26 protein-coding genes are annotated in these 26844 nt (G+C 72.6%); 6 read left to right on the forward strand and 20 right to left on the reverse strand.

The genetic code is table 11. From position 1 onward, the window contains the following. Nucleotides 1-61: 61 nt before the first annotated feature. The 3 genes from J2X59_RS04835 to J2X59_RS04845 all read right to left on the reverse strand — a co-directional run bounded on the left by J2X59_RS04835 (nucleotide 62) and on the right by J2X59_RS04845 (nucleotide 4276). Complete coding sequence (locus J2X59_RS04835) at nucleotides 62-802, reverse strand: HlyD family efflux transporter periplasmic adaptor subunit (protein ID WP_326495870.1); 741 nt, start codon at nucleotides 800-802, stop codon at nucleotides 62-64. Continuing rightward, entirely contained in the window at nucleotides 799-2751 is a 1953-nt protein-coding gene (locus J2X59_RS04840) for a glycosyltransferase family 2 protein (protein WP_326495871.1), read from the reverse strand. The genes J2X59_RS04835 and J2X59_RS04840 overlap by 4 nt, the downstream gene beginning before the upstream one ends. 490 nt (nucleotides 2752-3241) lie before the next feature. Then, on the reverse strand, nucleotides 3242-4276 hold the full coding sequence (locus J2X59_RS04845; RefSeq protein ID WP_326495872.1) for an aldo/keto reductase: 1035 nt from the start codon (nucleotides 4274-4276) through the stop codon (nucleotides 3242-3244). A gap of 133 nt (nucleotides 4277-4409) precedes the next feature. Here J2X59_RS04845 and J2X59_RS04850 point away from each other — a divergent pair, with 133 nt between their 5' ends. Further along, entirely contained in the window at nucleotides 4410-4955 is a 546-nt protein-coding gene (locus J2X59_RS04850) for a TetR/AcrR family transcriptional regulator (protein ID WP_326495873.1), read from the forward strand. A 56-nt stretch (nucleotides 4956-5011) separates the two neighbouring features. Here J2X59_RS04850 and J2X59_RS04855 read toward each other — a convergent pair whose 3' ends face one another. Beyond that, nucleotides 5012-5932 carry a LysR family transcriptional regulator ArgP gene (locus J2X59_RS04855; RefSeq protein WP_326495874.1) on the reverse strand — a complete coding sequence of 307 codons (921 nt, stop codon included), beginning with the start codon at nucleotides 5930-5932 and terminating at the stop codon, nucleotides 5012-5014. A gap of 70 nt (nucleotides 5933-6002) precedes the next feature. Here J2X59_RS04855 and J2X59_RS04860 point away from each other — a divergent pair, with 70 nt between their 5' ends. Further along, nucleotides 6003-6878: a LysE/ArgO family amino acid transporter gene (locus J2X59_RS04860; protein WP_326495875.1), complete on the forward strand. Its 876-nt coding sequence runs from the start codon at nucleotides 6003-6005 to the stop codon at nucleotides 6876-6878. A 166-nt stretch (nucleotides 6879-7044) separates the two neighbouring features. Here the strand turns inward: J2X59_RS04860 and J2X59_RS04865 are convergent, their stop codons facing one another. From J2X59_RS04865 to J2X59_RS04875, 3 genes are all read right to left on the reverse strand, one after another. Then, nucleotides 7045-8520, reverse strand: coding sequence for an APC family permease (locus J2X59_RS04865; protein WP_326495876.1), 1476 nt, complete (start codon nucleotides 8518-8520; stop codon nucleotides 7045-7047). A 407-nt stretch (nucleotides 8521-8927) separates the two neighbouring features. Continuing rightward, nucleotides 8928-9800 carry a hypothetical protein gene (locus J2X59_RS04870; RefSeq protein ID WP_326495877.1) on the reverse strand — a complete coding sequence of 291 codons (873 nt, stop codon included), beginning with the start codon at nucleotides 9798-9800 and terminating at the stop codon, nucleotides 8928-8930. 82 nt (nucleotides 9801-9882) lie between these two features. Continuing rightward, nucleotides 9883-10740, reverse strand: coding sequence for an alpha/beta fold hydrolase (locus J2X59_RS04875; RefSeq protein ID WP_326495878.1), 858 nt, complete (start codon nucleotides 10738-10740; stop codon nucleotides 9883-9885). Between the two features lie 87 nt (nucleotides 10741-10827). On the opposite strand from J2X59_RS04875, the gene J2X59_RS04880 reads away from it, so the two are divergent. Then, nucleotides 10828-10959, forward strand: coding sequence for a hypothetical protein (locus J2X59_RS04880; RefSeq protein ID WP_326495879.1), 132 nt, complete (start codon nucleotides 10828-10830; stop codon nucleotides 10957-10959). Here the strand turns inward: J2X59_RS04880 and J2X59_RS04885 are convergent. Together J2X59_RS04885 and J2X59_RS04890 are read right to left on the reverse strand one after the other, a co-directional pair. After that, nucleotides 10943-11461, reverse strand: a complete 519-nt coding sequence (locus J2X59_RS04885) for a methylated-DNA--[protein]-cysteine S-methyltransferase (protein ID WP_326495880.1) — start codon at nucleotides 11459-11461, stop codon at nucleotides 10943-10945. The two genes, J2X59_RS04880 and J2X59_RS04885, sit on opposite strands and share 17 nt — an antisense overlap. Next, the gene (locus J2X59_RS04890) at nucleotides 11458-13002 is read right to left on the reverse strand and encodes a DNA-3-methyladenine glycosylase 2 family protein (RefSeq protein WP_326496095.1); all 1545 of its coding nucleotides are present in this window, start codon (nucleotides 13000-13002) and stop codon (nucleotides 11458-11460) included. Before J2X59_RS04890 ends, J2X59_RS04885 begins: the two co-directional genes overlap by 4 nt. A gap of 219 nt (nucleotides 13003-13221) precedes the next feature. On the opposite strand from J2X59_RS04890, the gene J2X59_RS04895 reads away from it, so the two are divergent. Next, nucleotides 13222-13719 carry a molybdenum cofactor biosysynthesis protein gene (locus J2X59_RS04895; protein ID WP_326496096.1) on the forward strand — a complete coding sequence of 166 codons (498 nt, stop codon included), beginning with the start codon at nucleotides 13222-13224 and terminating at the stop codon, nucleotides 13717-13719. Between the two features lie 138 nt (nucleotides 13720-13857). Here J2X59_RS04895 and J2X59_RS04900 read toward each other — a convergent pair whose 3' ends face one another. The 5 genes from J2X59_RS04900 to folE all read right to left on the reverse strand — a co-directional run bounded on the left by J2X59_RS04900 (nucleotide 13858) and on the right by folE (nucleotide 17447). After that, on the reverse strand, nucleotides 13858-14403 hold the full coding sequence (locus J2X59_RS04900; protein ID WP_058750492.1) for a type 1 glutamine amidotransferase domain-containing protein: 546 nt from the start codon (nucleotides 14401-14403) through the stop codon (nucleotides 13858-13860). Between the two features lie 89 nt (nucleotides 14404-14492). Then, complete coding sequence (locus J2X59_RS04905) at nucleotides 14493-15146, reverse strand: HAD-IA family hydrolase (protein WP_326495881.1); 654 nt, start codon at nucleotides 15144-15146, stop codon at nucleotides 14493-14495. A 17-nt stretch (nucleotides 15147-15163) separates the two neighbouring features. Further along, on the reverse strand, nucleotides 15164-15910 hold the full coding sequence (locus J2X59_RS04910) for a pyrimidine reductase family protein (protein ID WP_326495882.1): 747 nt from the start codon (nucleotides 15908-15910) through the stop codon (nucleotides 15164-15166). After that, nucleotides 15907-16845, reverse strand: a complete 939-nt coding sequence (folP, locus tag J2X59_RS04915; protein ID WP_326495883.1) for a dihydropteroate synthase — start codon at nucleotides 16843-16845, stop codon at nucleotides 15907-15909. Before folP ends, J2X59_RS04910 begins: the two co-directional genes overlap by 4 nt. Then, entirely contained in the window at nucleotides 16842-17447 is a 606-nt protein-coding gene (gene folE / locus J2X59_RS04920) for a GTP cyclohydrolase I (protein WP_238638116.1), read from the reverse strand. The genes folP and folE overlap by 4 nt, the downstream gene beginning before the upstream one ends. A gap of 148 nt (nucleotides 17448-17595) precedes the next feature. Here folE and J2X59_RS04925 point away from each other — a divergent pair, with 148 nt between their 5' ends. Beyond that, nucleotides 17596-19068 (forward strand): NCS2 family permease, encoded by a 1473-nt coding sequence (locus J2X59_RS04925; protein WP_326495884.1) that lies wholly within the window; start codon nucleotides 17596-17598, stop codon nucleotides 19066-19068. Between the two features lie 148 nt (nucleotides 19069-19216). Here the strand turns inward: J2X59_RS04925 and J2X59_RS04930 are convergent, their stop codons facing one another. From J2X59_RS04930 to J2X59_RS04940, 3 genes are all read right to left on the reverse strand, one after another. After that, nucleotides 19217-19696 carry a hypothetical protein gene (locus J2X59_RS04930; protein WP_326495885.1) on the reverse strand — a complete coding sequence of 160 codons (480 nt, stop codon included), beginning with the start codon at nucleotides 19694-19696 and terminating at the stop codon, nucleotides 19217-19219. A 245-nt stretch (nucleotides 19697-19941) separates the two neighbouring features. Then, complete coding sequence (locus J2X59_RS04935) at nucleotides 19942-21210, reverse strand: MFS transporter (RefSeq protein WP_326495886.1); 1269 nt, start codon at nucleotides 21208-21210, stop codon at nucleotides 19942-19944. Further along, entirely contained in the window at nucleotides 21207-21779 is a 573-nt protein-coding gene (locus J2X59_RS04940; protein WP_326495887.1) for an ArsR/SmtB family transcription factor, read from the reverse strand. The genes J2X59_RS04935 and J2X59_RS04940 overlap by 4 nt, the downstream gene beginning before the upstream one ends. Nucleotides 21780-21889: 110 nt before the next feature. On the opposite strand from J2X59_RS04940, the gene J2X59_RS04945 reads away from it, so the two are divergent. After that, a complete protein-coding gene (locus tag J2X59_RS04945) occupies nucleotides 21890-22405 on the forward strand; it encodes a DUF1697 domain-containing protein (protein WP_326495888.1) in 516 nt (171 codons plus the stop codon). A 16-nt stretch (nucleotides 22406-22421) separates the two neighbouring features. Here J2X59_RS04945 and J2X59_RS04950 read toward each other — a convergent pair whose 3' ends face one another. From J2X59_RS04950 to J2X59_RS04960, 3 genes are all read right to left on the reverse strand, one after another. After that, on the reverse strand, nucleotides 22422-23189 hold the full coding sequence (locus tag J2X59_RS04950) for an SDR family NAD(P)-dependent oxidoreductase (RefSeq protein WP_326495889.1): 768 nt from the start codon (nucleotides 23187-23189) through the stop codon (nucleotides 22422-22424). 202 nt (nucleotides 23190-23391) lie between these two features. Then, a complete protein-coding gene (locus tag J2X59_RS04955; RefSeq protein ID WP_326495890.1) occupies nucleotides 23392-25902 on the reverse strand; it encodes a glycoside hydrolase family 65 protein in 2511 nt (836 codons plus the stop codon). 85 nt (nucleotides 25903-25987) lie between these two features. Beyond that, the gene (locus J2X59_RS04960; protein ID WP_326495891.1) at nucleotides 25988-26749 is read right to left on the reverse strand and encodes an HAD family hydrolase; all 762 of its coding nucleotides are present in this window, start codon (nucleotides 26747-26749) and stop codon (nucleotides 25988-25990) included. Nucleotides 26750-26844 lie beyond the last annotated feature (95 nt).

Consider the following 26844-nt stretch of genomic DNA (forward strand, 5'->3'; position numbering starts at 1 on the left):
ACCGGGAGGGCCGGCGTGCGCCCGCAGGGCGGCGGCCGGTGTGCAGGTGGTGCCGCACCGGCTACAGCCCGATCTGGCGCGAGAAGTCGCGGACGGCGTCGGTGACGCCCGCCAGCGTGCCGTCGTCGCGCAGGTGCAGGGTCGCGTCGACGGGCGTCCCCGGGCTCGTGATGCCCGACGACGGCGAGGCCGACAGTTCGGTGCTCTCGACGTCGACGGTGGTCTTCGCCCGGCCGTCGTCGTTCGTCTCCACGCTGACGCTCTTCACGGTGCCGGTGATGGTGCGGTCGTCCGGCAGGCGGAGCTCGACCTCGGCACCGTTCCGGATGCGCCCGTAGTCACGCGCGGTGACGGTGAACTCCGAGGTGACGAAGAGGCTGTCCTCCTTGTGGATGGTGCCGAGCTCGGAACCGGCCTGCACGTAGCCGCCGGTCTTCACGTCGATCTTCGCCACGGTGCCCGAGACCTCGGCCTTGAACGTGATGAAGCCGTCCTCGCCGATGTCGTACGCGCTCGTCTGCGTGTCCGCGCCGACGACGCCCTTCCGGATGTCCTGCGCCAGCTGCAGGCTCTGCACCTGCAGGAGCTTCTCGCCCTTGGTGACGGAGTCGCCCTCCTGGACGTACTCCTCGGTGACGGTCCCGCCGTAGTCGGTGCCGACGGCGTACTCCTGCGCGGCGATGGCCGCCGAGGTGCTCGCCACGGCGCTCTGACGCTGGTTGAACACGAGGGTGCACGCGGCGACGATCACCAGGACGACGACGAGGCCGCCGAACAGTCGGAGTCGGTTGGTCCAGGTCATGCGCGGGGTCCGTCCTGCATCTGCATCGCGACGCCGGCGATCGCGGCGCGCTGGGGTTCGAGGGTGTCGGGGCGGACGACGGTCGTCCGCACAGGGCTGACCGGGGCCTGCACCAGCGGTGCGGCCGGTCGGACGGCCTCGCCGCGAGCGCGCTGCCGGTCGGCCACGCGGTTGCGGGCCTGCTCGCGGAACGCCGCGACGATGAACGCGGCGAAGACCAGCGTGTTCGTGATGTTCCACGCGGTGGCGAGCGTGAACTGCCCGTTGCCGGTGTCTCGCCAGACCGCGACCACGCTGGTCAGGGTGAGGAACACGAAGACGAGCACCTGCGGCACGATGAAGTTGAACGGTGAGGGTGTCCGCCCGCGGTCGGCACCGGTGACGTGCCAGGCCTGCTCCTTGCCGCACAGCACGTTCCAGAGCGCGCTCGCGTAGATCGGGAAGGACACCGCCGCGAGCAGGAGCGTCTCGTAGCGGAACGAGCCGAGCGCGTAGAAGGCCAGCACCACCTGCATGAGGTAGAACCCGAGGTAGAACAGCACCCACTCGCCCGCACCGATCGACAGGTTCATCGGGCGGAGGTCGAAGAAGATCTCGAGCGGCGGCACGAGGAGCAGGAGCCCGGGGACGATGCCCGTCAGGTAGAAGCTCGCCGTCACCAGGTACTGCAGACGCTGGTCCATCGTCAGGCGGTGCTTCGGGTTGAACGGGAAGTGCGTCAGCAGGATCTCGAACCCGCCGGTCGCCCAGCGTAGCTGCTGCTTCGTGAAGCCCTCGATCGTCTCGGGAGCGTCGCCGACGGCGAGGGTCATCGGGATGAAGACCGACTTCCACCCGCGCTCGTGCAGCATCAGGCTGGTCCAGACGTCCTCGGACTTCGAGTCGGTGTGCATGCCGCCGATGTCGTCGACCGCGCTGCGGCGGAAGATGACGTTCGTGCCGACGCAGAACGCCGCGTTGAAGCGGTTCCGGCCGGGCTGGATGAACTTGTAGAAGACGGTCTGCATGTACCCGGCGCCGCGGGACACCAGGTTGTGCAGGTTGCCGTAGGTCTGGGGCGTCTGCACGAACGCGATGGTGTCGTCTGCGAAGAACGGCACGGTCTCGAACAGGAACTCCGGCTCCGGGACGAAGTCGGCGTCGAACACGGCGTAGTAGTCGCCCTTGGCGAGGGTCAGGGCGTGGTTGATGTTGCCGGCCTTGGCACCGTGCGACGACAGCCGGCGGACGTACCGCGCGCCGAGCCGGGCGGCGAGCGCCTGGACATCGTCGCTCCGGCCGTCGTCGAGCACCCACGTGCGGTGCTCGCCGCGCATCGCGACCGCTGCCCGCACGGTGGCGGCGATCTTGGACAGTTCCTCGCCGTAGACGGTGATGAAGACGTCGACCTCGACCTGACGGCCCCGCACGTGCATCGGCCAGCGGTGCGGCTGGTCGGTGAGCCCGTCGCGCTCGATCGTGTCCCGGTCGAACAGGGTGTCCTGCGTGTGGTGGAACGCGAAGTCCCGGGGGTCGGCACCGCCGGACAGGATCGTCCACATCGACAGCAGCGCCTGGCCGACCAGCACGCTCTCCGCCACGATCACCAGGCCGTACGGCAGGAAGTCGCCGCGGTTCGCGGGGTCGAGGAGGAACACCGCGTAGGCCATCACGCCGAGGGTCGCGACGAGCACGATGAGCACCATGACGGGGCTGTGCGCGCGGCTCTCGGAGCGGGGTCGCACGTGCCCGACCTGCTCGGCCTGCCGGCGTCGACGGGCGCGCTCGCGGTCACGCGGGGTGAGCGGCTGGGGGAGCGGCTGCGGCGGGAGCGCCTGCTGCTGGAGCAGTTCCGTCTGCTGCGGCTGGACGGGCCGGGCCGCGTCCGGGGACTGCGGCTGGGCGCTCCGGCGGTACTGCGGGGTGCTGGCGTCCGGGCGTGCGCGACGGACGTCCGTTGGTGCGGACATGAGGATCTCCTGTCGGGTCGGGAGAAGCTCGCGGCCCGCAGGCAGGGACGCCGACGGGTCGCGAGACGGGCGTCGGCGACTGTGGCGACATGGGCCCGGACCGTCGGGATGGGTCCGGCTCGGCGAGGGACCAGGGATCCTGCGCCGGGGAGGTCGCGACCGAGGGTGCGGTCGCGGTGTTCGGTGTGTCGAGAGCGGTCGTGCGACGACGGCCCGTGCCGTCGGTCGAGTGCGACACTACGACCCGCTCGACGCGCTCGGGTGTCCGTCGTGTGAATCCCGCAGGACCCCGCTGCTTCTTGCGGTTTCCCGCATCACCGCGTTGCGGGATCGGGTGGGGGCGCCACCACTCCCCTGCTCCCCCGCTCCCCCGCTCCCCCGCGCTCTCGCGCTCTCGCGAGACGCAACGAGGGCGGCTGCTCGCAGCGGTACAGCGGTACAGCGCTGCGAGCAACCGCCGGGGTTGCGTCCTCCGGAGGGCGAGGGGGCGTCAGGCGGCGGAGCGCTCGGCGGCCGGACGACGGCGGAGCTCTGGTCGAAGGAGCGCGGGCGGCTGGTACTGCTGGTCGAGCCGCGTGACGTCGGTGCCCGGCGGGACGATCGCGTCGATGCGGTCGAGCACCTCGTCGGAGAGCGCGACGTCCGCCGCCGCCAGCAGGTCGTCGAGTTGTTCCACCGACCGCGGCCCGATCAGCGCGCTCGTCACACCGGGGTGGGCGATCGCGAACGCGAGGGCGAGGTGGGTGGTGGGGATGCCGGCCTCCTCGGCGAGGGCGACGACCTGCTCCACGGCGTCGATCCGCCGGTCGTCCTGGTCGTGGCGGAACATGCCCGCCCGCGACAGGTCGTTCTGCTGTCCCCGACGGAAGCGCCCGGTCAACATGCCGCCGGCGAGCGGACTCCACACCAGCGCTCCCATGCCGTAGCGCTGGGCGACCGGCAGGACCTCGCGCTCGATGCCCCGGCTGAGGATCGAGTAGGTCGGCTGCTCGGACCGGAAGCGCTCGAGACCGCGACGCTCGGAGGTCCACTGCGCCTCGACCTGCATCGATGCGGGGAAGTCCGACGAGCCGATCGCACGCACCTTGCCGCTCCGGACGAGGTCGGTGAGTGCGGACAGGGTCTCCTCGAGGTCCACGGTGTCGTCGGGACGGTGTGCCTGGTAGAGGTCGATGTGGTCTGTCTGCAGGCGTCGGAGCGAGTCCTCGACCGCCGTGGTGATCCAGCGGCGGGAGTTGCCGCGCCGGTTCGGGTCGTCCCCCATCGGACCGTTGAACTTCGTGGCGAGGACGACGTCGTCGCGCCGGCCCTTGACCGCCTTGCCGACGAGCACCTCGGACCCGCCCTGCGAGTAGCGGTCGGCGGTGTCGATGATGTTGATGCCGGCGTCGAGCGCGCGGTGCACGATGCGGATGGAGTCCTGCTCGTCGCCGTTGCCGATGCGACCGTCGGTGCCGAGCATCATGGCGCCGAGCGCGAAGGGGCTGACCTGGATGCCGGTGCGGCCGAGGGTGCGGTACTGCATGGTGGTGCCTCCTGTCGGTGGCGTCCCGAGGCCGGTCGTCGTAGGCTGGCACGAAGCGGAACGCTCTTCCGCAACGATACGGAAAGCTGTTCCGTTTCCGCAAGACCTCACCGCGACCCCGTTCGGAGGAACCGTGCGCGCAGATGCCCGCCGCAATCTCGACGCCCTCGTCGACGCTGCCCGTCAGGTGTTCGCCGACCAGGGCGTCGACGCTCCCGCCAAGGTGATCGCCGACCTCGCCGGCGTCGGTGTCGGCACGCTGTACCGCCACTTCCCGCAGCGCTCCGACCTGGTGGTCGCGGTGTTCCAGCAGGCCGTCGAGGAGTGCGCCGACGCCGCCGCGGACCTCGCCGACCACCACGCGCCGGACGACGCCCTCGCGCTCTGGCTCCAGCGGTTCACCGGGTTCGTCGCGACGAAGCGCGGGCTCGCTGCGGCGCTCCAGTCCGGTGACCCGGCGTTCGAGGGACTGCACCCCTGGTTCATCGGTCGACTCGGCGGGGCGCTGACCGGACTGCTCGACGCGGCCTCGGCAGCGGGGACCATCCGCAACGACATCGATGCCACGCAGCTGCTCCGTGCGGTCGCCGACCTCTGCCACGGGGCGCCGACGACCGAGCAGAGCCAGCAGCTGGTCGGACTGCTCGTCGACGGGCTGCGCTGGCGGGCGACCGTCTGATCCGGCACCGCCGGCGGGGTCCGCGATCCGCTGGGCGGGGCGGAGAGCGTCCGCGGTCAGCCGGGCTGGTGCAGTCGCTCGTGCGCGGTCGCCCGCACGGCCTCGGTCACCCGTTCGAGCAGCGGTGACGCCAGGTTCCACCGCTGCCACCACAGCGCCACGTCCGCCCGACGCCCCGGGGTGAGCTCGACGAGTGCTCCGCTGCGCAGGCCGTCGAGGCACTGGGCCTCGGGCAGCATCCCCCACCCGAAGCCGAGCGACACCGCGCGCGCGAAGTCTGCCGACGTCGGGACGAAGTGCCGCGGCCCGCGAGGGGCGTGTCCGAGGACCCGGCGGAGGTACCCCTGCTGCAGGTCGTCGTCGCGGTCGTAGTCGACGAGCGGGACCGCGTCGAGCCGTGCCGCCATCTGCCGCTCGGACACTGCACCGGAGAGGTACCGGTCGACGAAGGCAGGCGCGGCGACGGCCCGGTAGCGGTCGACCCCGAGTGCCACCGACGAGCAGCCTTGCACCGGGTCGGCCTCGGCGGTGACCGCGGCCATCACGGTGCCCGCACGGAGGAGCTCGGCGGTGCGGTCCTGGTCCTCGCGGTGCAGGTCGAACACGACCTCCGTGTCGGCTCGGACGAGCGCGAGGGCGTCGAGGAACCACGTGCCGAGCGTGTCCGCGTTCACGGCGAGCGGGATCGACGGCACGACGGGTGCGTCGGCATCCCCGACCGCGCCGAGCGCCCGGGCGGTCTCGTCCTCGAGGAGCCGGGCCTGCCGTGCGTGCCGGAGCACGACCGCACCGTCGGCGGTGGGCGCGACCGGCGTCGTCCGCCGGAGCAGCACCCGGCCGAGCTGCTGCTCCATCGCCTTGATGCGCTGCGACACCGCGGACGGGGTGATCGCGAGGGCGCGGGCCGCAGCGTCGAGCGTGCCGTGGTCGACGGCGGCGAGGAGCGTCTCGAGGTGGTCCCGCTGCAGACGGAGCATGCAGCAGAGCTTACGGACCTTCAGGATCGTGAGCTGGACTGAACCGAGGGTCGCTCCTACCGTCGAGATCGTGACCGTCCTCCTCCCCCTGTTCGCCGGCCTCGGCACCGGCCTCGCCCTGATCGTCGCGATCGGGGTGCAGAACGCGTACCTGCTCCGGCTCGCGGTCAGCGCCCCGGCGCGGGTCGTCGCCGCCGCGGTCGCCGTCTGTGCGGTGTCCGACGCGGTGCTCATCGTCGCCGGGGTGCTCGGCGTCGGGGTCGTCGTCGAGCGGTTCCCCGTCGCGCTCGTGGTGGTGCGGTTCGTGGGCGCGGCGTTCCTCGTGGTGTACGGGGTGCTCGCGGCCCGCCGGGCGTTCCGTCCCACCGGGGAGGCCATGGCCGTCGAGCAGGAGGCGGCGGACGACGGCGTGGTGGCGCCGATGACGGTCGCGCCCACGGCGGTCGCGGCGCCCGCGACAGCGCCGTCCGAGACGGCCGCGCAGGCGGCCGGTGACCCCGGACCGGCCGCGGGCCGAGCCGCGCGGCGGGCCGACGACACCGTCGTTCCCGACGGCGGGGGCGGGGCTGCGGAACGGAGTGCGGAGGAGCCTCCCGGCCGGACCACGACACCCGCGGTCGCGACACGAGCCGTCTCCGCGACCCGCGCAGTCCCGAACCTCGGCGCGGCGGTCGCGACGATGCTCGTGTTCACGTGGGCGAACCCGCACGTGTACCTCGACACCCTCGTGTTCCTCGGCTCGGTGGCGAACCAGCAGGGCGTCGACGACCGCTGGTGGTGGACCGTCGGCGCGGTCGCCGCGAGCTGCCTCTGGTTCGGCGCACTCGGGTTCGGGGGACGACTGCTCCGACCGCTGTTCGCGAAGCCGCTCACGTGGCGGGTCTTCGACGGGCTCGTCGCCGTCGTGATGCTGTCGTTCGGCGTCGCGCTCGCCGTCGGGGCGTAGCCGCCGCGGCGCGGGGCGTGCGGCGCGCGGCACCCGGCGCGGCGGGCGGCGGCGCGGGCGGCGGGCGGTGGCGCGGGCTGCTCCGGCACAACCAGAAGCACCTCGCGCCACGGCGATCCGTGGCGCGAGGTGCTTCCCGTTGTGCATGCGGCGAGGCCGCCGCCCGCTACTGCAGGCCCTTGCCCACCCGGCTGTTGCGTCGGCTGTAGCCGAAGTAGATCGCGAACCCGATCGCCAGCCAGGCGATGAAGCGCAGCCAGGTCTCGACCTCGAGGTTGAGCATGAGCCAGAAGCACAGCACCGCGGAGAGGATCGGCAGGACCGGCACCCACGGCACTCGGAAGGCCCGCGGTGCGTCCGGGCGGGTCTTGCGCAGCACCACGATGCCGATCGACACGAGGACGAACGCCGAGAGCGTGCCGATGTTGATCATGCCCTCGAGGCGCTCGACGGCGGTGAACCCGGCGATGAACGCGACGACGACACCGGCGACGACCTGCACCCGCACCGGGGTCTGCGTCTTCGGGTTCGTCTTCGAGAACCAGCGGGGCAGCAGTCCGTCGCGGCTCATCGAGAAGACGATGCGGGACAGGCCGAGCAGCAGGACCATCACCACGGTGGTCAGGCCGATGAGCGAGCCGATCGCGATGATGCCCGCGGCCCACGGCAGTCCGACGATGTCGAAGGCCGAGGCGAGGGACGGCGCTTCCTCGTCGGCGAGCCGCTGGTAGGAGACCATGCCGGTGATGACGATGCTGACGCCGATGTAGAGCAGCGTGACGATGCCGAGGCCGATGAAGATGCCTCGGGGCAGGGTCTTCTGCGGGTTCTCGGTCTCCTCGGCGCTCGTCGCCACGACGTCGAAACCGATGAAGGCGAAGAACACGAGCGAGGCCGCGGCGAGCAGGCCGAACACGCCGTACTGCGCCGGGGCCTGACCGGTCACGAAGGACACGAGCGACTGGGTCAGGACGCCGCCCTCAGCGCCCTTGGACGGCTCCGCCGGCGGGACGAACGGGGCGAAGTTCGCGGCCTTGACGAAGAACGCCCCGGCGACGATGACGAAGACGACGATCGCGACCTTGATGACCGTGATGACGGCGGAGACGCGGGACGACAGGCGGGTGCCGAACGCGAGCAGCAGCGTGAAGACGCCGACGATGAGGACCGGGCCCCACGTGAAGCCGATCGGGCCGAGCTGGATCGTGTCGGGGAGGTCGATGCCGAAGACCCCGAACGCGGTGCTCAGGTAGATGCCCCAGTACTTCGCGATGACGGCGCTCGCGGTCAGGGTCTCGAGGATGAGGTCCCACCCGACGATCCACGCGAGCAGCTCGCCCATCGTGGCGTACGTGAACGTGTACGCGGAGCCGGCGACCGGGATGGTCGAGGCGAACTCGGCGTAGCACATGATCGCCAGGCCGCACGTGACGGCTGCGAGCAGGAACGAGATGATGACGCTCGGGCCGGCGAAGTTCGCGGCGGCGTTCGCGCCGACCGAGAAGATGCCGGCGCCGACGGCGACCGCGATGCCCATCGCGGCGATGTCGAACGTCTTGAGGGACCGCTTGAGCGAGCGGCCCTCCTCCTCGGAGTCGGCGAGGGAGGCCTCGATCGACTTGATGCGGAGCGGTGATGCCATGGGGGTTCCCGTCGAACGGCTGGCGATGGACCCCGTGAGGGTACTGGTGTACCACCCCGGCTCGCAAACGGTGTCGCCCCGGGACACGGGGCCAGGAGCACCAGCCGTCCGGACGGTGCGCGGCGCTGACGTCCGGGCGAGGGCGGCGCTGGCGTCCGGGCGAGACGGCGCGGGCTGCGAGACGACGGCGGCGCGGGCGAGACTGCGTGGGGTGCGAGACGACGGCGTCCCGGCGAGACGCCGTCGACGCGTCGGGACACCGCTGGATCCGGGACCGTCTCGAGGCACTCAGGGCGTCTGGTGCAGACACCGGCGTCTCGGCACCCGGGCAGACGCCGGCGGCGCGGCATCGGCCTGGAGGCTCGGGGGGGGTCCGGCGCGGGAGGCCCGCCCGAACGCGGGGCGGCTCAGGCGCCGCGGCGCCAGTCGGCCAGGAAGCGCGCGCCCGCCTCGTCGTGGATCACGCCGTCGTCGGCGGTGAGCACCGGGTACGGCGTCGGCGGCACCCCGTCCGACGGCCGGACGTCCACGTGCGCGACGTCGTGCCCGTTGGCGTGCAACCAGTCCGCCATCGCGTAGTCGCTACGAGAGTCGCCGACGGTCCGCCAGGTCACCGGCAGCTCCCCGTCCTGCGCGAGCAGCTCGAGGGCTCGCTCGGCACCCATGTCCTTGCCGGACCGGTCGGACTCGACGTCGGTGGAGATGATCGTCGGGTCGACGCGCCACTGCACCGCGCCGTCGGCGTCCGGTCGGACGTCGTCGAGCCGGCGGACACCGAGCCCGCGCCGCTCCAGCGCCGCCATCGCCTTCGCGTCGAACTCGGCCTGGCGGGCGAGGTACGCGGCGTTCGGTACCTCGACACGCTGCTCGATCGAGACCATCGCGTGCTTCGTCTCGTCGAAGAACACCAGGTCGGCGTACTCGTCACGGACGAGGTCGCGCATCTCGTCGGCGAAGTCCCGCGGGAGCGCGAGGTCCTCGGCGATCACCAGGTCGCTCATCCCGCCCTCGTACTGCGGGCCGATCGAGCACCAGACGGCACCCTTCTCGCACACCGCGTGCACCCGGCCACCCTCCGCGAGTCCTCCGGCGATCAGCGGACCGACCACCTGCTCGCGGATGAACGCGTCGCTCCGGCCGGTGTTGAAGACGATCGGGATGCCCTCGGCGGCGAGCGCGACGAGGTCCGCGACGATCGAGGGGATCGCGATCGTCCGGGTCACCGGGCTGGCGATGGGTCCGTCGACGTCGAGCAGCAGGCCGAGGCGGGGAGCAGTCACGCCTCCATCCTCTCGCACCCGCGATGCCCACCCTCCCGCGTCGGCCGGTGACGACCGACCGCAGCGGCTCCGGGTGAGCACGTCACTCGGGCGCGGGCAGCCCGACGAACCGGTCGACCAGGTGCCGCAGCACCTTCGGCTCCGGCACGTGCCCCTGACCGGGGACGACGAGGTGCCGCGAGCCGGGCACCGCCTCGGCCAGCGCGACCGAGGCCTGCCGCATCCACTCGGCGCCGCCGTCGCCAGAGGCCACGAGCACCGGGACGCCGACCGACGCCGCCACCCGCTCGGGGACGGAGAGGCCGTTGAGCACCCGGACGTCCCGGGAGAGCACGTGTGCGTCGGCCAGGAGCGACCGCCACAGTCCGGGCTTCAGGCGCGCCGCGGTGATGTGCGGGATCGGGATGCCGAGCACCCGGGACAGGAAGGCCCGCACCGCCTGCGCTCGGCGTCCGGCCGCGACGTGCCCGTCGAGGAAGTCCGCGAACAGCACGTCGTCGCCCTGCGGGTCGACCGTGGCGCGGTACGGCGGCTCCCAGAGGACCGCGCGCCCGAACGGCACGCCGGCCGCGAGGCCACGCAGCACCACCCCTGCACCGACGCACCACCCCACCGCGTCGGCCGGGCCGTCGACGGACGCCGCGACCGCCGCCAGGTCCTCGACCTCGCGCTCGACCGACCACGGCGCGGTGTCCCCGCTCGCACCCCGACCCCGCCGGTCGTAGGTGACGACCCGGTAGTGGTCGCTGAGGGCCGCGACCATCCGGTCGACCGCCGGGCTGCCGTGGTGGTCCCAGGCGCCGCCGACCAGCACCAGGGCGGGCCCGGAGCCGCTCTCGGCGACCGCGAGCGGTGTGCCGTCCGCGGACACGACCGTGCGGTCGACGTGCGCGGGGTCCCCCGGCTGCTGTCCGGGCGGGGCGTGCTGGTCGGGGGGCATGGGTCCTTCCGAGGTGCGCGACGGCGCTGCGTCGGGTCCTGCGGAGGGACCGTGCGGGTCGGTACCCAGAGCATGACAGTCCGGACCGTGAGCGTCACCACCCGCAACCAGGGGGAGCGCTCCACGTTCCCTGTGCACTCTGCTCGGTCGACCCTGCTCGGGCTCCGCTCGGTCGCCGCTCGGTTCCCGCTCGCCGAGCTGCTCAGGCGAGCGCGGTGACGCCGACCGACTCACGCTCGAGCAGGGAGCGCTTGACGTCGAGCCCCCACGCGAAGCCGCCGAGCGTCCCGTCGGACCGCAGCACCCGGTGACACGGCACGAAGAGCGCCGGGGCGTTCCGCGCGCAGACGCTCGCAGCCGCGCGGACGGCGTCCGGTCGTCCCATGGCCGCCGCGAGCTCGGTGTAGGTCAGGACGGTGCCGGCCGGGATCGCGCGGAGCTGCCGCCAGCCCTCGGCGAACAGGTCGGTGCCGTGCTGTCGGACCGGGACCCGCATCGCCGCCTCGACCTCGCCGGCGTAGAAGGCCTCGACCGCCTCGGCCGCACGCACCCGGCCGTCGGTCAGCCGTCGTGGGCGGTGCCGGTCGGCCAGCCGCGCGAGCAACCGTGCGGAGTCGTCGGTCCACCCCGACGCGAGCACGTGCCCCTCGTCGTCCTCGAGCACCGTGAAGGGGCCGTCGGGGGTGTCGAGCGTCTGGATGGTCGTCGTGGGCTCGGTCATGCTGTCTCCTCCTGGTGGTCCGTCGCCGCTGCTGCCTCCGCCACCGCGCTCGCGCGGTCGACGATCGGACGCCAGCAGTGCATCGTCAGGTAGCTCCGCCACGGCGCCACCTGCTCCGACCGTAGGGAGAGCTCGCGGGCGCCACCGGGCAGTCCGAGTTCCTGTGCACCGTTCCGCACGGCGAGGTCGCTGTGCAGGAACACGTCCGGGTGGTGCCGGACCCGCAGGGCCACGTAGTCCGCCGTCCACGGCCCGATGCCCTTCACCGCCAGGAGCCCGGCGCGCAGCTCCGCGAAGGACTGTCCCGCGTCGACGATGAGCGACCCGTCGGCGAGCGCCGCCGCGACGCGCAGGATCGTGTCCACCCGCGCCGCGGGTCCCCGCAGGACCTCGTGCCCGCGGGTCGCGATCGTCGTCGCGGTCGGGAAGAGCAGCCCGTCCTCGGCCAGCCCCGGGTCGACCGACTCCCCGAGGGCTGCGACGAGCCGGGTCTGTGCGGTGCGGGCGGCGGCCACGGAGACCTGCTGCCCGATCAGGGTGCGGAACACGACCTCGTGTGCGTCGACGGCGCCGGGGAGGCGGATGCCGGGGACCCGGGCGACCGCCGGGGCGAGGACGGGGTCCGTGGCGAGGACGGCGTCGACCGCCTCGGGGTCGGCGTCGAGGTCGAACAGGGCCCGCACCCGCGCCACGAGGGTCGGCAGGTCGGAGAGCGTGGTGAGGCGGACGCGCAGGGCGACCCCGACGCGCCCCGCGCCCCTGCCGACCCCGTCGGCAGCGGGGGCCGAGGCGGTGAAGCGGGCCGGGCCTCCCGGCAGGGCGACGAGGCGACCGTAGGCCGTGACCCGACCCGAAGCGTTGCGCTCGACGTGCTCCAGCCCGCTGAGGGCGTGGAGCGCGTGCCAGTCGAGCAGGCCCTGCAGGTCGAAGGGCGCGCGGGCCGGGAGGTGGACGTGCAGCCAGCCGTCGTCGGCCGACGTCGGCCGGTCGGTCCGGCGCGCGCGGAGCTCGGAGGGGGTGAGGGCGAAGACCTCGCGCACGGTGTCGTTGAACTGCCGGACGCTCGTGAAGCCGGAGGCGAACGCGACGTCGGCCACCGGCAGGTCCGACGAGGTCAGCAGCGTCCGGGCGGTCTGCGCGCGGTGCGCTCGGCTGAGGGCCTTCGGTCCGGCCCCGAGCTCCTCGGTCATGATCCGGCTCAGCTGCCGCTCGGAGTACCCGACGCGGGCGGCCAGGCCGGGTACCCCCTCGCGCTCGACGACGCCGTCGAGGACGAGTCGGACGGCGCGGCCGGCGACGTCCTCGCGGAGGTCCCACTCCGGGCTGCCCGGCGTCGCCTCGGGCAGGCAGCGCTTGCACGCGCGGAAGCCGGCGAGGTGGGCGGCGGCACTCGTGCGGTAGAACGTGACGCCCTCGGCGCGCGGGGTCCGGGCGGGGCAGCTCGGGCGGCAGTAGACGCCGGTGGAGTGCACGGCGGTGACGAACTGGCCGTCGAACCGGGCGTCGCGGGAGGCGACGGCGCGGTGGCGCTCGGCGTGCAGCTCGTCGGGCTGCGCGTCGGGCTGCGGCTCCGTGCCGGGTGCGGGGTTCGTCACGCGGTCAGCCTGGCACGGGCCCCCGACAGGTACTGGCGGGAATCGGACACGACAGCGGGGCGGCGGTGCCGGCCGGGAGGCACGACTACCGTGGGCGCCGTGACCTCCGTCGACGACGTGGCCGGCCCCGGCGACCTGCCCTTCCGCACCGACGTCGAGGTCGCGATGCTGCTCGTCTCCCCGCACCACCGCTACGAGGGGCGCCCGGCGGACGGCGCGCTGCCCGCCGAGGGCCCGGAGCTCCGCGACCGGATCGAGCTGCGGGCGGGACTCGGCATCGTCGGTGACCGCTACTTCGCCGCACGGGCGCACGTGCACGCCACCGTCACGGTGATCGGTCTCGAGGGGCTCGACGCCGTGGCCGAGGCGGTGGGTGCCACCGTCGACCCCGCGGCGACCCGGCGCAACGTGTACCTGCGGGGTGCCGACGTCGAGGCACTCCGGGGTGCGCCGTTCTCGCTCGAGAGCCCGGGGTCCGGCGATCCGGTGTCCTTCCGCGGGTACCGGCCGGCGAACCCGTGCGCCTGGATGGACCACGAGGTGGCTCCCGGCGCGTTCCGGGCGATGCGCGGGCTGGGCGGGGTGCGCTGCGACCCGGAGTCCGACGGTGTGCTCACCCTCGGGCCCGCGGTGCTCCGCACGGCGCGCCCCGTCGCGCTCTGACGGACGGGCGCTCCCCGCCCGTTCCGGCCGCTCCGGCCGCTCCGGCCGCTCCGGCCGCTCCGGGAAACGCACCGTGGGCGGCACGTCGCAGCGCTGTAGCCCTGCGAGGTGCCGCCCACGGTGCGTGGTGCGAGCGGGTCAGGCGGTGAGCGCCTGCTCGATCGCGTCGACGAACGCCGGCAGGTCGTCGGGGTTGCGCGACGTGATCAGGCCGCCGTCGACCTGGACCTCCTGGTCGACCCACTCGGCGCCGGCGTTGCGCACGTCGGTCTGCAGCGAGGGGAACGAGGTGATGGTCTTGCCCTGCAGCACACCGGCCTCGATGAGGGTCCACGGGCCGTGGCAGATCGCGGCGACGGGCTTGCCCGCCTCGGCGAAGGCCTTCACGAGTGCGACCGCGTCCGAGTCCTGGCGGATGGTGTCCGCGTTGATGGTGCCACCGGGGACGACGAGCGCGTCGTAGTCGCCTGCGCCGCTGACACTGCCGATGGTGGTGTCGACGGAGACCGACTTGCCCGGGTCCTTGTCGCCGACGAGGGTCTCGATCGAGCCGGACTCCTGCGCCGCCACCGTGACGTCGGCACCGCGCTCGCGGAGCTGGTCGGTGGGGACGACGATCTCGTCCTGCTCCACGCCGTAGTTCGTCGCGATGACGAGGATCTTCTTGCCGTCGAGGGCTGCCATGGTCGCTCCTTCCGCTGCCGGGGGTCTCCCGGCGCGACCTCCACGGTCGTCCGGACGGCCTGGGGACGTTCGCAGTCCGGAGCCGACGTTCAGCCCCGGATGCGGAAAGCGGACCCCTCGCGGGCGACCTCGATGCCGTCGTACCCCGTGATGCGCGGCAGCCCTGCGGTGACCGGTGCCTCGAGCGTCCCGACGACGACGGTCGTGGCTCCGGAGGCGACGGCGGCCTCGACCCCGGCGGGGGCGTCCTCGAACGCCAGGCACCGCTCCGGCGGCACCCCGAGCAGCGCGGCACCACGCAGGTAGCCCTCGGGGTGCGGCTTGCTCCGCTCGGCGTCCTCCGAGGGCACGAGTGCCTCGGGCACCGGGACCCCCGCGGCCCGCATCCGTTCCACCGCGAGCTCCCGCGGCGCGCTCGTGACGAGGGCGACCGGCACACCGGTGTCGAGCAGGCGCTGCACGAACGCGGCCGCTCCCGGCACCTCGACGATGCCCTCGGTGTACCCGATCTCGGCGGCGATCATCGTCTCGACGATCGCCCGCTGCTCGTCCGGGGCCAGGTGCGGCAGGAAGCGCTGCACGGTGTCGATCGTCTGCCGCCCGTGCGAGAACCCGAGGATCTCGGCGGGGTCGATGCCGTGCTCCGCACCGAAGCGGCTCCAGGCCTCCTCGACCACGGCGGTCGAGTCGACGAGCGTCCCGTCCATGTCGAACAGCACCCCGGACACCACGACGTCGATCACGCGTCCGACCCTAGCCGCTACCGGTCGCGCACCCACCGGGTCAGCAGCACACCGCCGTCGCCGAGCAGCACGTGCGCGGGCCGCATCCGGCGCAGCTCCGGCGACGACCCGGTCGCGATGCGCGGACCCTCGCCGCCCTCGAGCGTCGGGTCGATCGTCAGCGTCAGTTCGTCGACCGCGTCGGCGGCGACGAGCGCCCCGAGGAACGACGGACCGCCCTCGCAGTGGATCCGGTGGAGGCCCCGAGCGGCCAGGGCGTCCCGCACGGCACCCACGTCGACAGCATCCGAGCCGCAGTCCACGACGTCCGCGACGGACGCCAGGGCCTGCCCGGACGACGACGCGGCACCGGACCCGGACGTCAGCACGATCGGCCGCACCGGCGCCTCGGTGAACACCCGCGAGCCCGCGTCCACCGACGCGGAGTTCGTGACGATCGCGAAGACCGGGTGGTCGGGCATCCCGTGCGCGCGGCGCCAGGCGACGTCCTCGTCGTGCAGCACCATCGGGCCGTACTCCTCGTCGCGCACGGTGCCGGCGGCCACGAGCACGACGTCGGCGACCCGGCGGAGCAGGTCGAACACGCGCAGGTCGTCATCCCCGCCGAGGGACGCCGTGCGACCCGACGCGGACGCCGAACCGTCGAGCGTCGCGACGAAGTTCACCCGCAGCCAGGGGCCGTCGGGGACGTCCGCGGTGTACCGGTCGAGCAGCTCGTCGTCGGACAGGTCGGCGATCGACGCCGGCAGGGAGGGGCTGTTCACGTGTTGTGCCTCGCTTCCACGGGTTCGCGCCAACCGAGGACCGCCTCGACCATGCGCATCGCGTCGACGCTCTCGACGACGTCGTGCATGCGGACGATCCGGGCGCCGAGCATCGCGCTGACGGTCGCCGCGGCGAGCGACCCCGACAGGCGAGCACCACGCGGACGTCCGAGGGACTCCCCCACGAAGTCCTTGTTCGACACCGCTGCGAGCACCGGGAACCCGAGCGCGACGACCTCGGGCAGCCGTCGGGTCAGCTCGAGCGTGTGCACGGTGTTCTTGTTGAGGTCGTGCCCGGGGTCGACGATGATCCGCGACTCGGGGATCCCCGCTGCGAGCGCACGGTCGACCCGCTCGCGCAGGAAGTCCACGACCGAGGCGGTCACGTCGGCGTACGTCGGCGGCGTCGGCAGCTGCTGGCGCGGCGGGGCGGTCGAGTGCGTGATCACGACGGTCGCGTCGGAGTCGGCGACGACGGACGCCATCCTCGGGTCGGACAGGCCGGTCGTGTCGTTGACGACGCTGGCACCGGCGGCGATCGTCGCCGCAGCGACCTCGGGCCGGAAGGTGTCGACCGAGATGACGACGTCGGACTGCTCGGCGAGCTGGGACACGACGGGCAGCACCCGGTCGATCTCGTCGTCGGCGGACAGCTCGGGCCCCGGCGCGAACTTCACGCCGCCGATGTCGACCCAGTCGGCCCCCTGGTCGGCGGCACGCACGGCGGCCTCGACGGCCCGGTCGAGGGCGAAGGTCGCACCCTTGTCGTGGAAGGAGTCCGGCGTGCGGTTCACGATCGCCATGACGGCGATGCGGTGGTCGAAGTCGAAGGTGCGGCGACCGATGGTGCGGACCGGGTCGCGCAGGGCCGGCACGACCCAGCCGGGTGCGGGTGAGACGGCCTGGAGGCCCGTGGTCAGCTGCTCGCGCGTCATGCGTCCGCCCCGTGGTCGGCACCAGCACCGGCACCGATGAGCGCGATCGCCTCGGCCCGCCCCGCCGCGTCGGCCAGGGAACCGGTCGCCGCGACGGTCACCGTCGACGAGCCCGACTGCCGTTCGCCGCGGGCGGTCACGCACTGGTGCGTGGCGTCGAGCACGACGAGCACGCCGTCGGCGTCGAGCCCCTCGGTGACGGCTGCGGCGACCTGCTCGCCGAGCCGCTCCTGCAGCTGCGGCCGCGAGGCCACGGCGTCGAGCACGCGCGACAGGGTCCCGAGGCCGATGAGCTGCTCGCCCGGCGCGTACGCCAGGTGGGCGACGCCGATGAACGGCAGCAGGTGGTGCTCGCACATCGAACGGAACCGCACGTCGCGGACGACCACGAGCTGCCCCCGCTCCCCGTCCTCGGAGTGCACGGCGCCGGAGCGTGCGATCGCGGTGGCGTCGACCCCCATGCCGGCGAAGAACTCGGCGTACGAGTCGGCGACGCGTGCCGGGGTCCGTTCGAGCTCGGGGCGGTCAGGGTCGTCGCCGACGGCGAGGAGGAGCTCACGCACGGCGGCTTCGACCCGCGCGCGGTCCAGACGTTCGTTCACGCCCTCATCCAACACCGTCGGATGGCCGCAGAACGCGGCCGCCTGTCGGACGCACCGTCCCCCGGGTCGGTGACCCGCGCCTCCAGGCCGGTGCCCGCGCAGCGACACGCGCGCCGTCCGGACTCCCAGCGTTCTGTAAACTCGTTCGGTGAGCGCCCAGCAGACCGACACCCCGCCCCGGAACCGCTTCGCATCCGGCCTCGACCGTTTCTTCTCGATCACGCAACGCGGATCGAGCATCCCCCGTGAGATCCGTGGTGGTCTCGTCTCCTTCGTGACGATGGCGTACATCGTCATCCTGAACCCGCTGATCCTCGGCGGGTTCAGCCAGGACCAGGCGCCGCAGGACGTCCTCGGCGGCTGGCTGCAGAACGCGCAGGTCGCCGCCGCGACCGGCCTCGTCGCCGGTGTGATGACGATCGCGATGGGCCTCGTCGCGAACCTCCCGTTCGGCATCGCCGCGGGCCTCGGGATCAACTCGTTCCTCGCCGTGAGCGTCGTGCACCAGGTCACCTGGGCCGAGGCGATGGGCCTCGTCGTGATCAACGGCGTGGTGATCGTGATCCTGGCGTTGACCGGCATCCGGACGATGATCTTCACGGCCGTGCCCGCGCAGCTCAAGGCCGCGATCACCGTCGGCATCGGCCTGTTCATCGCGTTCATCGGTCTGGTCGACTCGGGGTTCGTGCGCACCACGAAGAACGCTTCGCCGCCGCTGCAGCTCGGTGAGGACGGCTCCGTCGCGGCCCTGCCCACGATCGTGTTCCTGATCGGCCTGGTCATCATCGGCACGCTCATGGCCCGCCGGGTGAAGGGCGCGCTGCTCATCGGCATCATCGGCACCACCGTGATCGCCATCGTCCTGCAGGCGATCTTCAAGGTCCCCACCTCGGTCGACTCCCCCACCGGCTGGAACCTCAACGCCCCCGGCCTGCCGAACGCCCTCTTCGCGCTGCCGGACCTGTCGCTCGTCGGGCACGCCGACGTCTTCGGAGCGTTCACCCGCATCGGCCCGGTCGCCGCGTCGATGCTCGTCTTCACCCTCGTCTTCACGAACTTCTTCGACGCGATGGGCACGATGACCGGGCTCGCGAAGGCCGCCGGTGTCGCGAAGCCCGACGGCACCTTCCCCCGCCTGAAGTCGGCGCTCGTCGTCGAGGGTGCCGGCGCCATCGCCGGTGGTGGCGCCTCGGTGTCGTCGAACACGGTCTTCATCGACTCGGCGTCGGGCATCGGCGAGGGAGCCCGCACCGGCATGGCCTCGGTCGTGACGGGCCTGCTGTTCCTGGCATCGATGTTCCTCACGCCCCTGACCCAGGTCGTCCCGCTCGAGGTCGCGGCCGCCGGACTCGTCGTCGTCGGTGCGCTCATGGTCGCGCAGGTGAAGGACATCGAGTGGAGTGACTTCGGGGCTGCGCTGCCGGCGTTCCTGACGATCGTCGTGATGCCGCTGACCTACTCGATCGCGAACGGCATCGGCGCCGGCTTCATCAGCTGGGTGCTCATCAAGCTGCTGTCCGGCCGCGGCCGCGAGGTCTCCTGGCTCCTCTACGTCGTCGCGGCGGGCTTCCTGCTGTACTTCGCGCGCGGGCCGCTCGAGGCGCTGCTCGGCGTCGGGTAGCGCGCTCCCGCTTCCGCGTCCCGCGCTTCCCGCACGACGCAACGTGGGCGGTCCTTCGCAGCGACGTTCCGCTGTGGGGGACCGCCCACGGTGCGTTCCGCGAGAGTGCGTCCGGTACGTCCGGTACGTCCGGCCTGGAGGCGCGTCGTCAGTCCGACACGTCCGCCGGCTTGGCCTCGTGGCGGCGTCGGCCCGGGGTGCGCCGGTCCTCCTTCATGCCCGCCTCGTACAGGTGGCGCTTGCCGCCGACGAGCTGGTCGCGGGCGGTCTGCTCGAGCTCCTTGGCGAGGGCGTAGTAGTTGTCGTCGTAGTCCTCGACGATCTGGAACGTCCACCGCCCGTCGATGACGTTGCGGCCGACCAGCTCGGTGTCGATCCGCTCGGCGAGCTCGGTGTGGCCAGCCTTCCGGAGCTGTTCGACGGCCTCGCCGAGGTTCAGGTCCGCGGTCCCGGTGAGTCGGTGGAACCCGTAGAGCAGGCCCCGTGCGTGCTCGAGCACCTCGAGTGCGGCCGACAGCGTGCCGAGCGCCTCGACCGTCGCCTCGGACACCCCCTCAGGCACCACGTGTGCGTCGTCCGGTCCCTGTCCGTCTGCTGCCTGGCCGTCTGCGTTGCGCTCGTCCGTCATGCTCCTCGTCTACCGGAGCGTCGCTCGGGTCGCTCCGAGCAAGTGCGGGACGGGCTCCTTCGTCGCGTTCGGCTGGTGCGGTCGTGCGCTGGTTCGACTCGCTCGCGCACAACCGCAAGCGCGTCGCACCACGGAATTCCGCGGTGCGACGTGCTTCCGGTTGTGCGACGTGACGACGGACCGCGCCGCCGCGAGCGCTGCCGACCGGCTGGCCGGCCGTCCGGCCGACCGGCCGACCGGTCGGGCTACGGGACCGGGACCGTCGGCGGCACGGCCGCGGGCGCCGTCGCCGTCGGGCGCTCCATGAGCCGCCAGGACCCACCGAGCAGCGGCGACAGCGTGACGATCGTGTAGACCACGGCCACGATCGCGAACGTCCCGGTCACGCCGATGCCGTCCGCAGCGATGCCCCCGAAGAGTCCGCCGAGCGGGATGCCCGCCCACGACCCCGCCGACAGGAGCCCGAACACCCGGGCCCGCATGTGCGACGGGATGCGCTCGAGCTCGACGGCCCCCAGGATCGGGTTGAGCGCGCCCGCCGCGAAGCCCGACAGCACGCACGCGCCGAGCACCCACGGCAGCCCGAGTCCGAGTGCCGGCACCGCGAGCGACGGCCCGCCGGCCAGGACGAAGCACACCACGAACGTGATCCGCCGGGGCACCCGGTGCGCCACGTACCCGAACGCGAGGGACCCGAGGAACGCCGCACCACCGAAGGTCCCGCTGACGATCCCGAGCGACTGCGCGCCGTCGAGCACTCGGTCGGCGTAGAGCGGGAGCAGCGCTGTCGAGCGCGCCGCGTCGAGCAGGTTCGTCACGAGCACGACCGCGATGACGAGCCGGAAGAGCGGTTCGCGCACGCAGAAGCGCAGCCCGGCGCCGAGGTCGCGCCAGTACCCGGCGGACGGCTCGGCGGCGCCCGCGTCGGTCGCGGGAGCGACGACGACACCCCGCAGCGTGACGGCGGCGAGCACCGCTGCCGCACCGAACACGGCGGCGGTCACGGCCAGTGCGGGCAACGGCCCGACGGCGCCCACGAGCAGTCCCGCCGCGGGGGCGCCGAGCAGCACCGAGAAGCGCACCGACGCCTCGAAGTGACCCACGGCACGCTCGAGCGGGATCCCCGCCGCCGTCGCGAGTCCCGGCAGGAGCACCCGCCGGCCCGACTCCCCCGGGGTGTCGAACAGGCCGCCGAGGAACACGAGCACGAGCAGCGCCCAGGCCGGCAGCCCGACCGTCCACGCCAGGAGCGGGATCGCGACGAGCGTCGCCGCGCTGACCAGGTCGGACGCCACGCTCGACCGGACGAACCCGAAGCGCTCGACGAGCACGCCGCCGAAGGCCCCGCCGAGCACGATCGGGATCGTCGCCGCGAAGGCCGCGATGCCGACGTCCGTCGCCGACCCGCCGCGGGACAGCACCACGAACGGCACCGCGATCGTCGTCGCGACGTTCCCGGTCCGCGAGACCACCTGGACGGCGAGCAGGGACCGCAGCCGCCAGTGCGCGTTCACGGGCGCGCCGACCGGTAGCTCTGGACGACCGCGGTGACCCGCTCGGAACCATCGCCGGGTTCGTGCTCGGCGCTCCGCGCCTCCCACCGGTCGAGGACGCCCTGCAGCTCCGACCCGAGGGCACGCAGCTCGTCGACCGTCAGCCGGAGGGTCCGGTCACCGCTGTTCGACGCCGCGACCCACTCGCGCCCGAAGGCCGGGACGTGGTCGAGGAACGCCGTGTACTCGTCGGCGTACGCCTGCGCGACGGTCCGGTCGAGCGCGGTGCCGGCGACCATCCGGTCGGGGTCGTCGAAGCCGTCCGCGAGGTCCCAGGACGTGTGCTGCGCGACCGCCCGCCACCAGCGCTCACGTCGGTCGGTGCCGAGCTCGGGTGCGGGCTCGATGAAGCCGGCGTCGGCCAGGCGCTTGCAGTGGTAGCTGATCGTCCCCGGTGCCTCGTCGACCTGCTCGCCGAGCATCGCCGCGGTCTGCGGGCCACCGGTCCGGAGCAGCCCGACGAGCCGCAGCCGGGTCGGGTGGGAGAGCGCGCGCATCTGCGCCGCGTCGTCGAGTCGCTGCACATCCATGGCTCGACCATAGGTGCACAAGACTTCTTGCGCAATGGCTCTTGCGCAATGGTCGTCGGGATCGGCCGGGAGGCTCGCCCCACCGCCGCCGCGCAGGCTACGGTTCCGGCATGGCCAGGTGGGTCGCGCTGCTGCGCGGGGTGAACGTCAACGGGATCACGATCCGGAACGCCGAGCTCGCGGCGCTGTTCGGGGGTCTCGGGTACACCGACGTGCGGACGGTGCTCGCCTCGGGCAACGTCGTGTTCACGGCACCGGGCGACGCGTCGACCGTGCAGACCGCCGTCGAGCAGGCCCTGCGGGACCGCTTCGGGTACGACGCCCGGATCGTCCTCGTCCCGCACGAGCGACTCACCGAGGTCGTCGACGGCTTCCCGTTCGACTCCGCCCCCGACCGGCACGACCACGTCGTCTTCGGCTCCGACGACGCCGCCCTCGACGGCCTGGTCGTCGACCTGTCGCTCGACGACGGTGTCGAGCGGGTGGCCCGGGGCGACGGTGTCGTCTACTGGTCCTGCCCGAAGGGCTCGAGCACCGACACCGCGTTCGCGAAGCGGGCCGCCGCCGCGCGCTTCCGGCGCACGACGACGACCCGCAACACGAACACCCTGCGCAAGCTGCTCTGAGCCGCGCGTCGGACGGTCAGGACTGCGCGGGCTGCCCGTTGCTCGCGGTCGTCCCGCCGTCGACCGGCAGGATCGCTCCCGTGATGTAGGACGCAGCGTCGCTGGCCAGGAACAGGACCGCTGCAGCGACCTCCTCCGAGCGCCCGCCGCGACCGAGCGAGACACGCTCCGCGAACGCGTGCTGGAGCTCCTCGTCCTCGGCCTGCTGCTGGGTCATGTCCGTCCAGATGAGGCCCGGCGCGACTGCGTTCACCCGGACACCGAACTGCCCGTTGTCGAGCGCCGCGGCCTTCGTGAAGTTCGAGACGCCGCCCTTCGCCGCGTTGTACGGGCTCATCCGCCAGTCGGCGTCCATCCCGGAGACCGATGACGTGTTCACGACCGACCCCTTGGTCTCCCGCAGGAACGGCAGCGTCGCCCGCGTGCCGTAGAACACGCTCGACAGATCGGTCTCGATGACCCGGTGCCACTCGTCGGGCTCGATGTCGGTGATGTCGCCGGAGGTGAAGGTGCCGGCGTTGTTCACGAGCACGTCGACGCGGTCCCACCGATCCACCGCGCCGGACACGATCGTCTCCCACGCCGCCGGGTCGGCCACGTCGGCCTGCAGCGCGACCGCACGACCGGTCGGCAGGCTGTCGGCGACGGCACGGACCTTGTCCTCGACACTGTCGACGAGCAGCACGGCAGCTCCCTCGTCGACGAACGCCCGCGCGGTGGCCTCGCCGATGCCCGACCCGGCTCCCGTGACGATCGCGACCTTGCCCTCGAACCGCTTGTCCATGTGTGTCTCCTCTCGATGCACTGGTCGTGCCGCAGGAGACGCCGTCGGCCCGGGGGCACGGACGACCACGGTGCCCGCACCCGCCTGGGCGCGTGTGCAGGCGGGACGGAGGCTGCACCGGTGCCGGCGTGGAGGGTACGGAGACGACGGGAGGCGCGGCGCGGGGCGGACCCGCGCCGCGCCGCGCCTCCCGGCCGGACGATCAGGCGGTGGTCTCGTCGAGGTCGAGGTTCCGGTCCAGCGAGATCATCGGGATCGACGCCGTGATGACGGAGCCGTCCGCCCGGAGCGTGCCCTGGATGTCGCTCGTGGTGGGCGCGTGCCCGCTCATCCGGGGCCCGTGGTGGGCGAGCGGCACGACCGTCGGCTCCCCCGCGGTGACGTCCCACTGCTGGTTGTGCACCCACGCGGTGAAGCCCTCGCCGGTCTCCACCGTGAAGGTCATCGTGTCCTCCTCGAGGTCGACCCGGACGCGCGAGCCGTGCACCTGGATGCGGTAGGTCAGGCGCTCCCAGTCCTTCGGCAGGCGCGGGTTGAACGTCATCCGGCCACCGTGGTCGCGCATGCCGCCGAAGCCGTTCACGAGCGCACCCCAGATGCCGCCCGTCGACGCGATGTGCACGCCGTCCGCGGTGTTGCCGTGCAGGTCGGCGAGGTCGACGTAGAGCGCCGTGAGGAAGTACTGCGCCGCCAGGTCGTGGTACCCGACCTCGGCCGCCATGATCGACTGGACCACGGCGGAGAGCGTCGAGTCACCGGTCGTCAGGGCGTCGTAGTAGTCGAAGTCGCGACGCTTCTCGGCCGCGGTGAACTCGTGGCCCTGCAGGAACAGCGCGAGCACGACGTCGGCCTGCTTGAGCACCTGGAACCGGTAGATCACCAGCGGGTGGTAGTGCAGCAGCAACGGTCGCTTGGACTCGGGCGTGTTCTCGAGGTCCCAGAGCTCCTTGTCGAGGAACTGGGCGTCCTGCGGGTGGACGCCGCGGTGCGGGTCGAACGGGATCTCCATCGACTCGGCGGCGTGCTCCCACTCGGTGACCTCGTCGTCGACGAGCCCGGTGCGCCGGACCATGCGGCCGTACTCCTCCGGGTCGTCGGTCGCGAGCTGCCGGCAGGCGTTCACCGCGAACCACAGGTTGGCCCGCGCCATCACGTTCGTGTAGAGGTTGTCGTCGACGACCGTCGTGTACTCGTCGGGCCCGGTGACCCCGTCGATGTGGAACTTCCGGTCGCCGTTCGACCGCCAGAAGCCCAGGTCGGACCACAGGCGGGCGGTCTCGACCAGGATGTCGATCGCCCCGCGCTTCAGGAAGTCGGTGTCACCCGAGGCCCGCACGTACTGCATGAGCGCATGGGCGATGTCCGCATCGATGTGGTACTGCGCGGTCCCGGCCGCGTAGTACGCGCTCGACTCCTCGCCGTTGATCGTCCGCCACGGGAAGAGCGCCCCGCGCTGGTTCAGCTCCCGCGCCCGCGACCGAGCGGCGTCGAGCATGTTGTAGCGGAAGCGCAGCGCGTTCCGCGCGACGATCGGCGCCGTGTACGACAGGAACGGCAGGACGTAGATCTCCATGTCCCAGAAGTAGTGACCGCCGTACCCAGAGCCCGTGACGCCCTTCGCCGCGATGCCGTGCCCGTCGGTGCGGGCGGTGGCCTGCGCGAGCATGAACAGGTTCCACCGGACCGCCTGCTGGATCGCGGGCTGCCCCGGGATCTCGACGTCGCTGCGCGTCCAGTAGTCGTCCATCCACGCGCGCTGCTTGGCGAAGGTCTCCTCGACCGTCTCGGCGCGCGCACGGTCGAGCGTCCGCTCGCACCGGTCGGCGAGCTCCCGCGCCGGCACCCCGCGGGACGTGTGGTAGACCATGTGCTTCACGAGTCGGATCGGCACCCCGGCGCGGGCCTGCACGCGGTAGACGTGCTTCGCGAGGTCGTCCTCGATCGACGACGCCTCGTCCCACGAGTTCTCGGTCTCCAGGTGGTGCTCGACACCGACGCAGATCGTCATGCCCGAGCTCGACGCCTGGTAGCCGAGCAGCGAACGGCCGCCCGTGCTGCGCTTGAGCTTCGGCTCGAGCACCCGCTCGGTGAACGCCTCGGCCTTGCGGGGGTCGAAGGCGTTCGCCGCAGCCCGCATGCCCGCGTGGTACTCGTCCTGCACGTCCTGCCGGTTGAGGATCTGGCTCGACAGCAGGATCGAGGCGTCCCCGTCGAGCACGGTGACCTCGTAGTCGATGACGGCGAGGTGCCGGTCGGTGAAGGACACGAGTCGACGGGCACGGATGAGCACGCGCTTGCCGGACGGCGTCGACCACTCGGTCTCGCGGTACAGGTAGCCGCCGCGGAACTCGAGCCGACGGGTGTGCCGCAGGATGTCGGCCTCGGCCAGGACCAGCGGCTCGTCGTCGACGTACAACCGGATGACCTTGGCGTCGGGCGCGTTGATGATCGTCTGCCCGGTCTTGGCGAAGCCGAAGGCGTCCTCGGCGTGCCGGATCGGCCAGGTCTCGTGGAAGCCGTTGACGTACGTGCCGTACTGCACGCCGCCGCGGCCCTCGTCGAGGTTGCCGCGCAGGCCGAGGTAGCCGTTGCCGACCGCGAAGTTCGTCTCCGCGACGCCCTGCTCGTCCGGGGCGTACTCGGTCTCGACGAGCGCCCACTCGTCGACCGGGTAGCGGACGCGGTCGAGGGGGTCGGAGGTGATGGGGTTCATGGCGTGTGCTCCGTGGGAGGGAGGAGTCGTGCGGTGGTCGGACGGTCTGGCCACGCCGTCGGGGCCGTTCCGGTGGGACGGGAGGCTAGCTGGTGCGCGGGGCCGGGAGCTGGTCGACGAGTTCGGCGAGGTCCTGGACGACGACGTCCGCGCCGTGCTCGCGCAGCGCGTCGGCTCCGGCGCCGCGGTCCACGCCGACGACGAGCCCGAAGGCGCCGTTCCGACCGGCCTCGACCCCGCTCGTGGCGTCCTCGACGACGACGCACTCGGCCGGGGCCAGCCCGAAGCGCCCGGCGGCGTCGAGGTAGGTGTCCGGCGCGGGCTTGCCGGCGAGGCCGTCCTGACGCGCGACCAGGCCGTCGACGACCACCGGGAAGTGGTCGAGGATGCCCGCCGTGCGCAGGACCTGCGTCGCGTTCGCCGAGCTCGACACGACGGCGACCTGCATGCCGGCGGCGATCGCGGCGACGAGGAACCGGAGCGACCCCGGGTACGGCTCGACGCCGTGCTCGGTCAGCTCGGCCGTGAACTCGGCGTTCTTGCGGTTGCCGAGCGCGCACACGGTGTCGCTCCCGGGGGCGTCGTCCGGCGCGCCCTGCGGGACCTCGATGCCCCGGGACGCGAGCAACGAACGGACCCCGTCGTAGCGGGGCTTGCCGTCGATGTGGTCGAAGTAGTCCTGCTCCGTGTACGGCGCAGCGCCGTGCTCGGACAGGAACGGCGTGAACAGGCGGCTCCACGCGCGCATGTGCACGTCGGCGGTGGGCGTCAGCACGCCGTCCAGGTCGAACAGGAGTGCCCGCGTGTCGGCGAGTCGTGCGGGCGTGCGCCGGTCCGGCATCGTCATCGGAGTTCCTCTGGTCTCGGTGGTCGGTTCGGCTCCGATCGAGTCTAGGACCGCCCCGGCTCGGACGCTCAGGCTCGGGAGGACCCGTGTCGACC

This window comes from Curtobacterium sp. 260 (assembly GCF_030803485.1).
Lineage (GTDB): Bacteria > Actinomycetota > Actinomycetes > Actinomycetales > Microbacteriaceae > Curtobacterium.

Bases quoted from the DNA above. Each gene is read 5' to 3' on its own strand.
- J2X59_RS04845 (WP_326495872.1), bottom strand. From the start codon at position 4,276: ATGCAGTACCGCACCCTCGGCCGCACCGGCATCCAGGTCAGCCCCTTC.
- J2X59_RS04875 (WP_326495878.1), bottom strand. From the start codon at position 10,740: ATGCCCCCCGACCAGCACGCCCCGCCCGGACAGCAGCCGGGGGACCCC.
- J2X59_RS04960 (WP_326495891.1), bottom strand. From the start codon at position 26,749: ATGACGATGCCGGACCGGCGCACGCCCGCACGACTCGCCGACACGCGG.
- J2X59_RS04885 (WP_326495880.1), bottom strand. From the start codon at position 11,461: ATGACCGAGCCCACGACGACCATCCAGACGCTCGACACCCCCGACGGC.
- folP (WP_326495883.1), bottom strand. From the start codon at position 16,845: ATGACGCGCGAGCAGCTGACCACGGGCCTCCAGGCCGTCTCACCCGCA.
- J2X59_RS04955 (WP_326495890.1), bottom strand. From the start codon at position 25,902: ATGAACCCCATCACCTCCGACCCCCTCGACCGCGTCCGCTACCCGGTC.
- J2X59_RS04940 (WP_326495887.1), bottom strand. From the start codon at position 21,779: ATGGATGTGCAGCGACTCGACGACGCGGCGCAGATGCGCGCGCTCTCC.
- J2X59_RS04900 (WP_058750492.1), bottom strand. From the start codon at position 14,403: ATGGCAGCCCTCGACGGCAAGAAGATCCTCGTCATCGCGACGAACTAC.
- J2X59_RS04950 (WP_326495889.1), bottom strand. From the start codon at position 23,189: ATGGACAAGCGGTTCGAGGGCAAGGTCGCGATCGTCACGGGAGCCGGG.
- J2X59_RS04930 (WP_326495885.1), bottom strand. From the start codon at position 19,696: ATGACGGACGAGCGCAACGCAGACGGCCAGGCAGCAGACGGACAGGGA.
- J2X59_RS04835 (WP_326495870.1), bottom strand. From the start codon at position 802: ATGACCTGGACCAACCGACTCCGACTGTTCGGCGGCCTCGTCGTCGTC.
- J2X59_RS04840 (WP_326495871.1), bottom strand. From the start codon at position 2,751: ATGTCCGCACCAACGGACGTCCGTCGCGCACGCCCGGACGCCAGCACC.
- J2X59_RS04865 (WP_326495876.1), bottom strand. From the start codon at position 8,520: ATGGCATCACCGCTCCGCATCAAGTCGATCGAGGCCTCCCTCGCCGAC.
- J2X59_RS04895 (WP_326496096.1), top strand. From the start codon at position 13,222: ATGCTGCTCGTCTCCCCGCACCACCGCTACGAGGGGCGCCCGGCGGAC.
- J2X59_RS04945 (WP_326495888.1), top strand. From the start codon at position 21,890: ATGGCCAGGTGGGTCGCGCTGCTGCGCGGGGTGAACGTCAACGGGATC.
- J2X59_RS04855 (WP_326495874.1), bottom strand. From the start codon at position 5,932: ATGCTCCGTCTGCAGCGGGACCACCTCGAGACGCTCCTCGCCGCCGTC.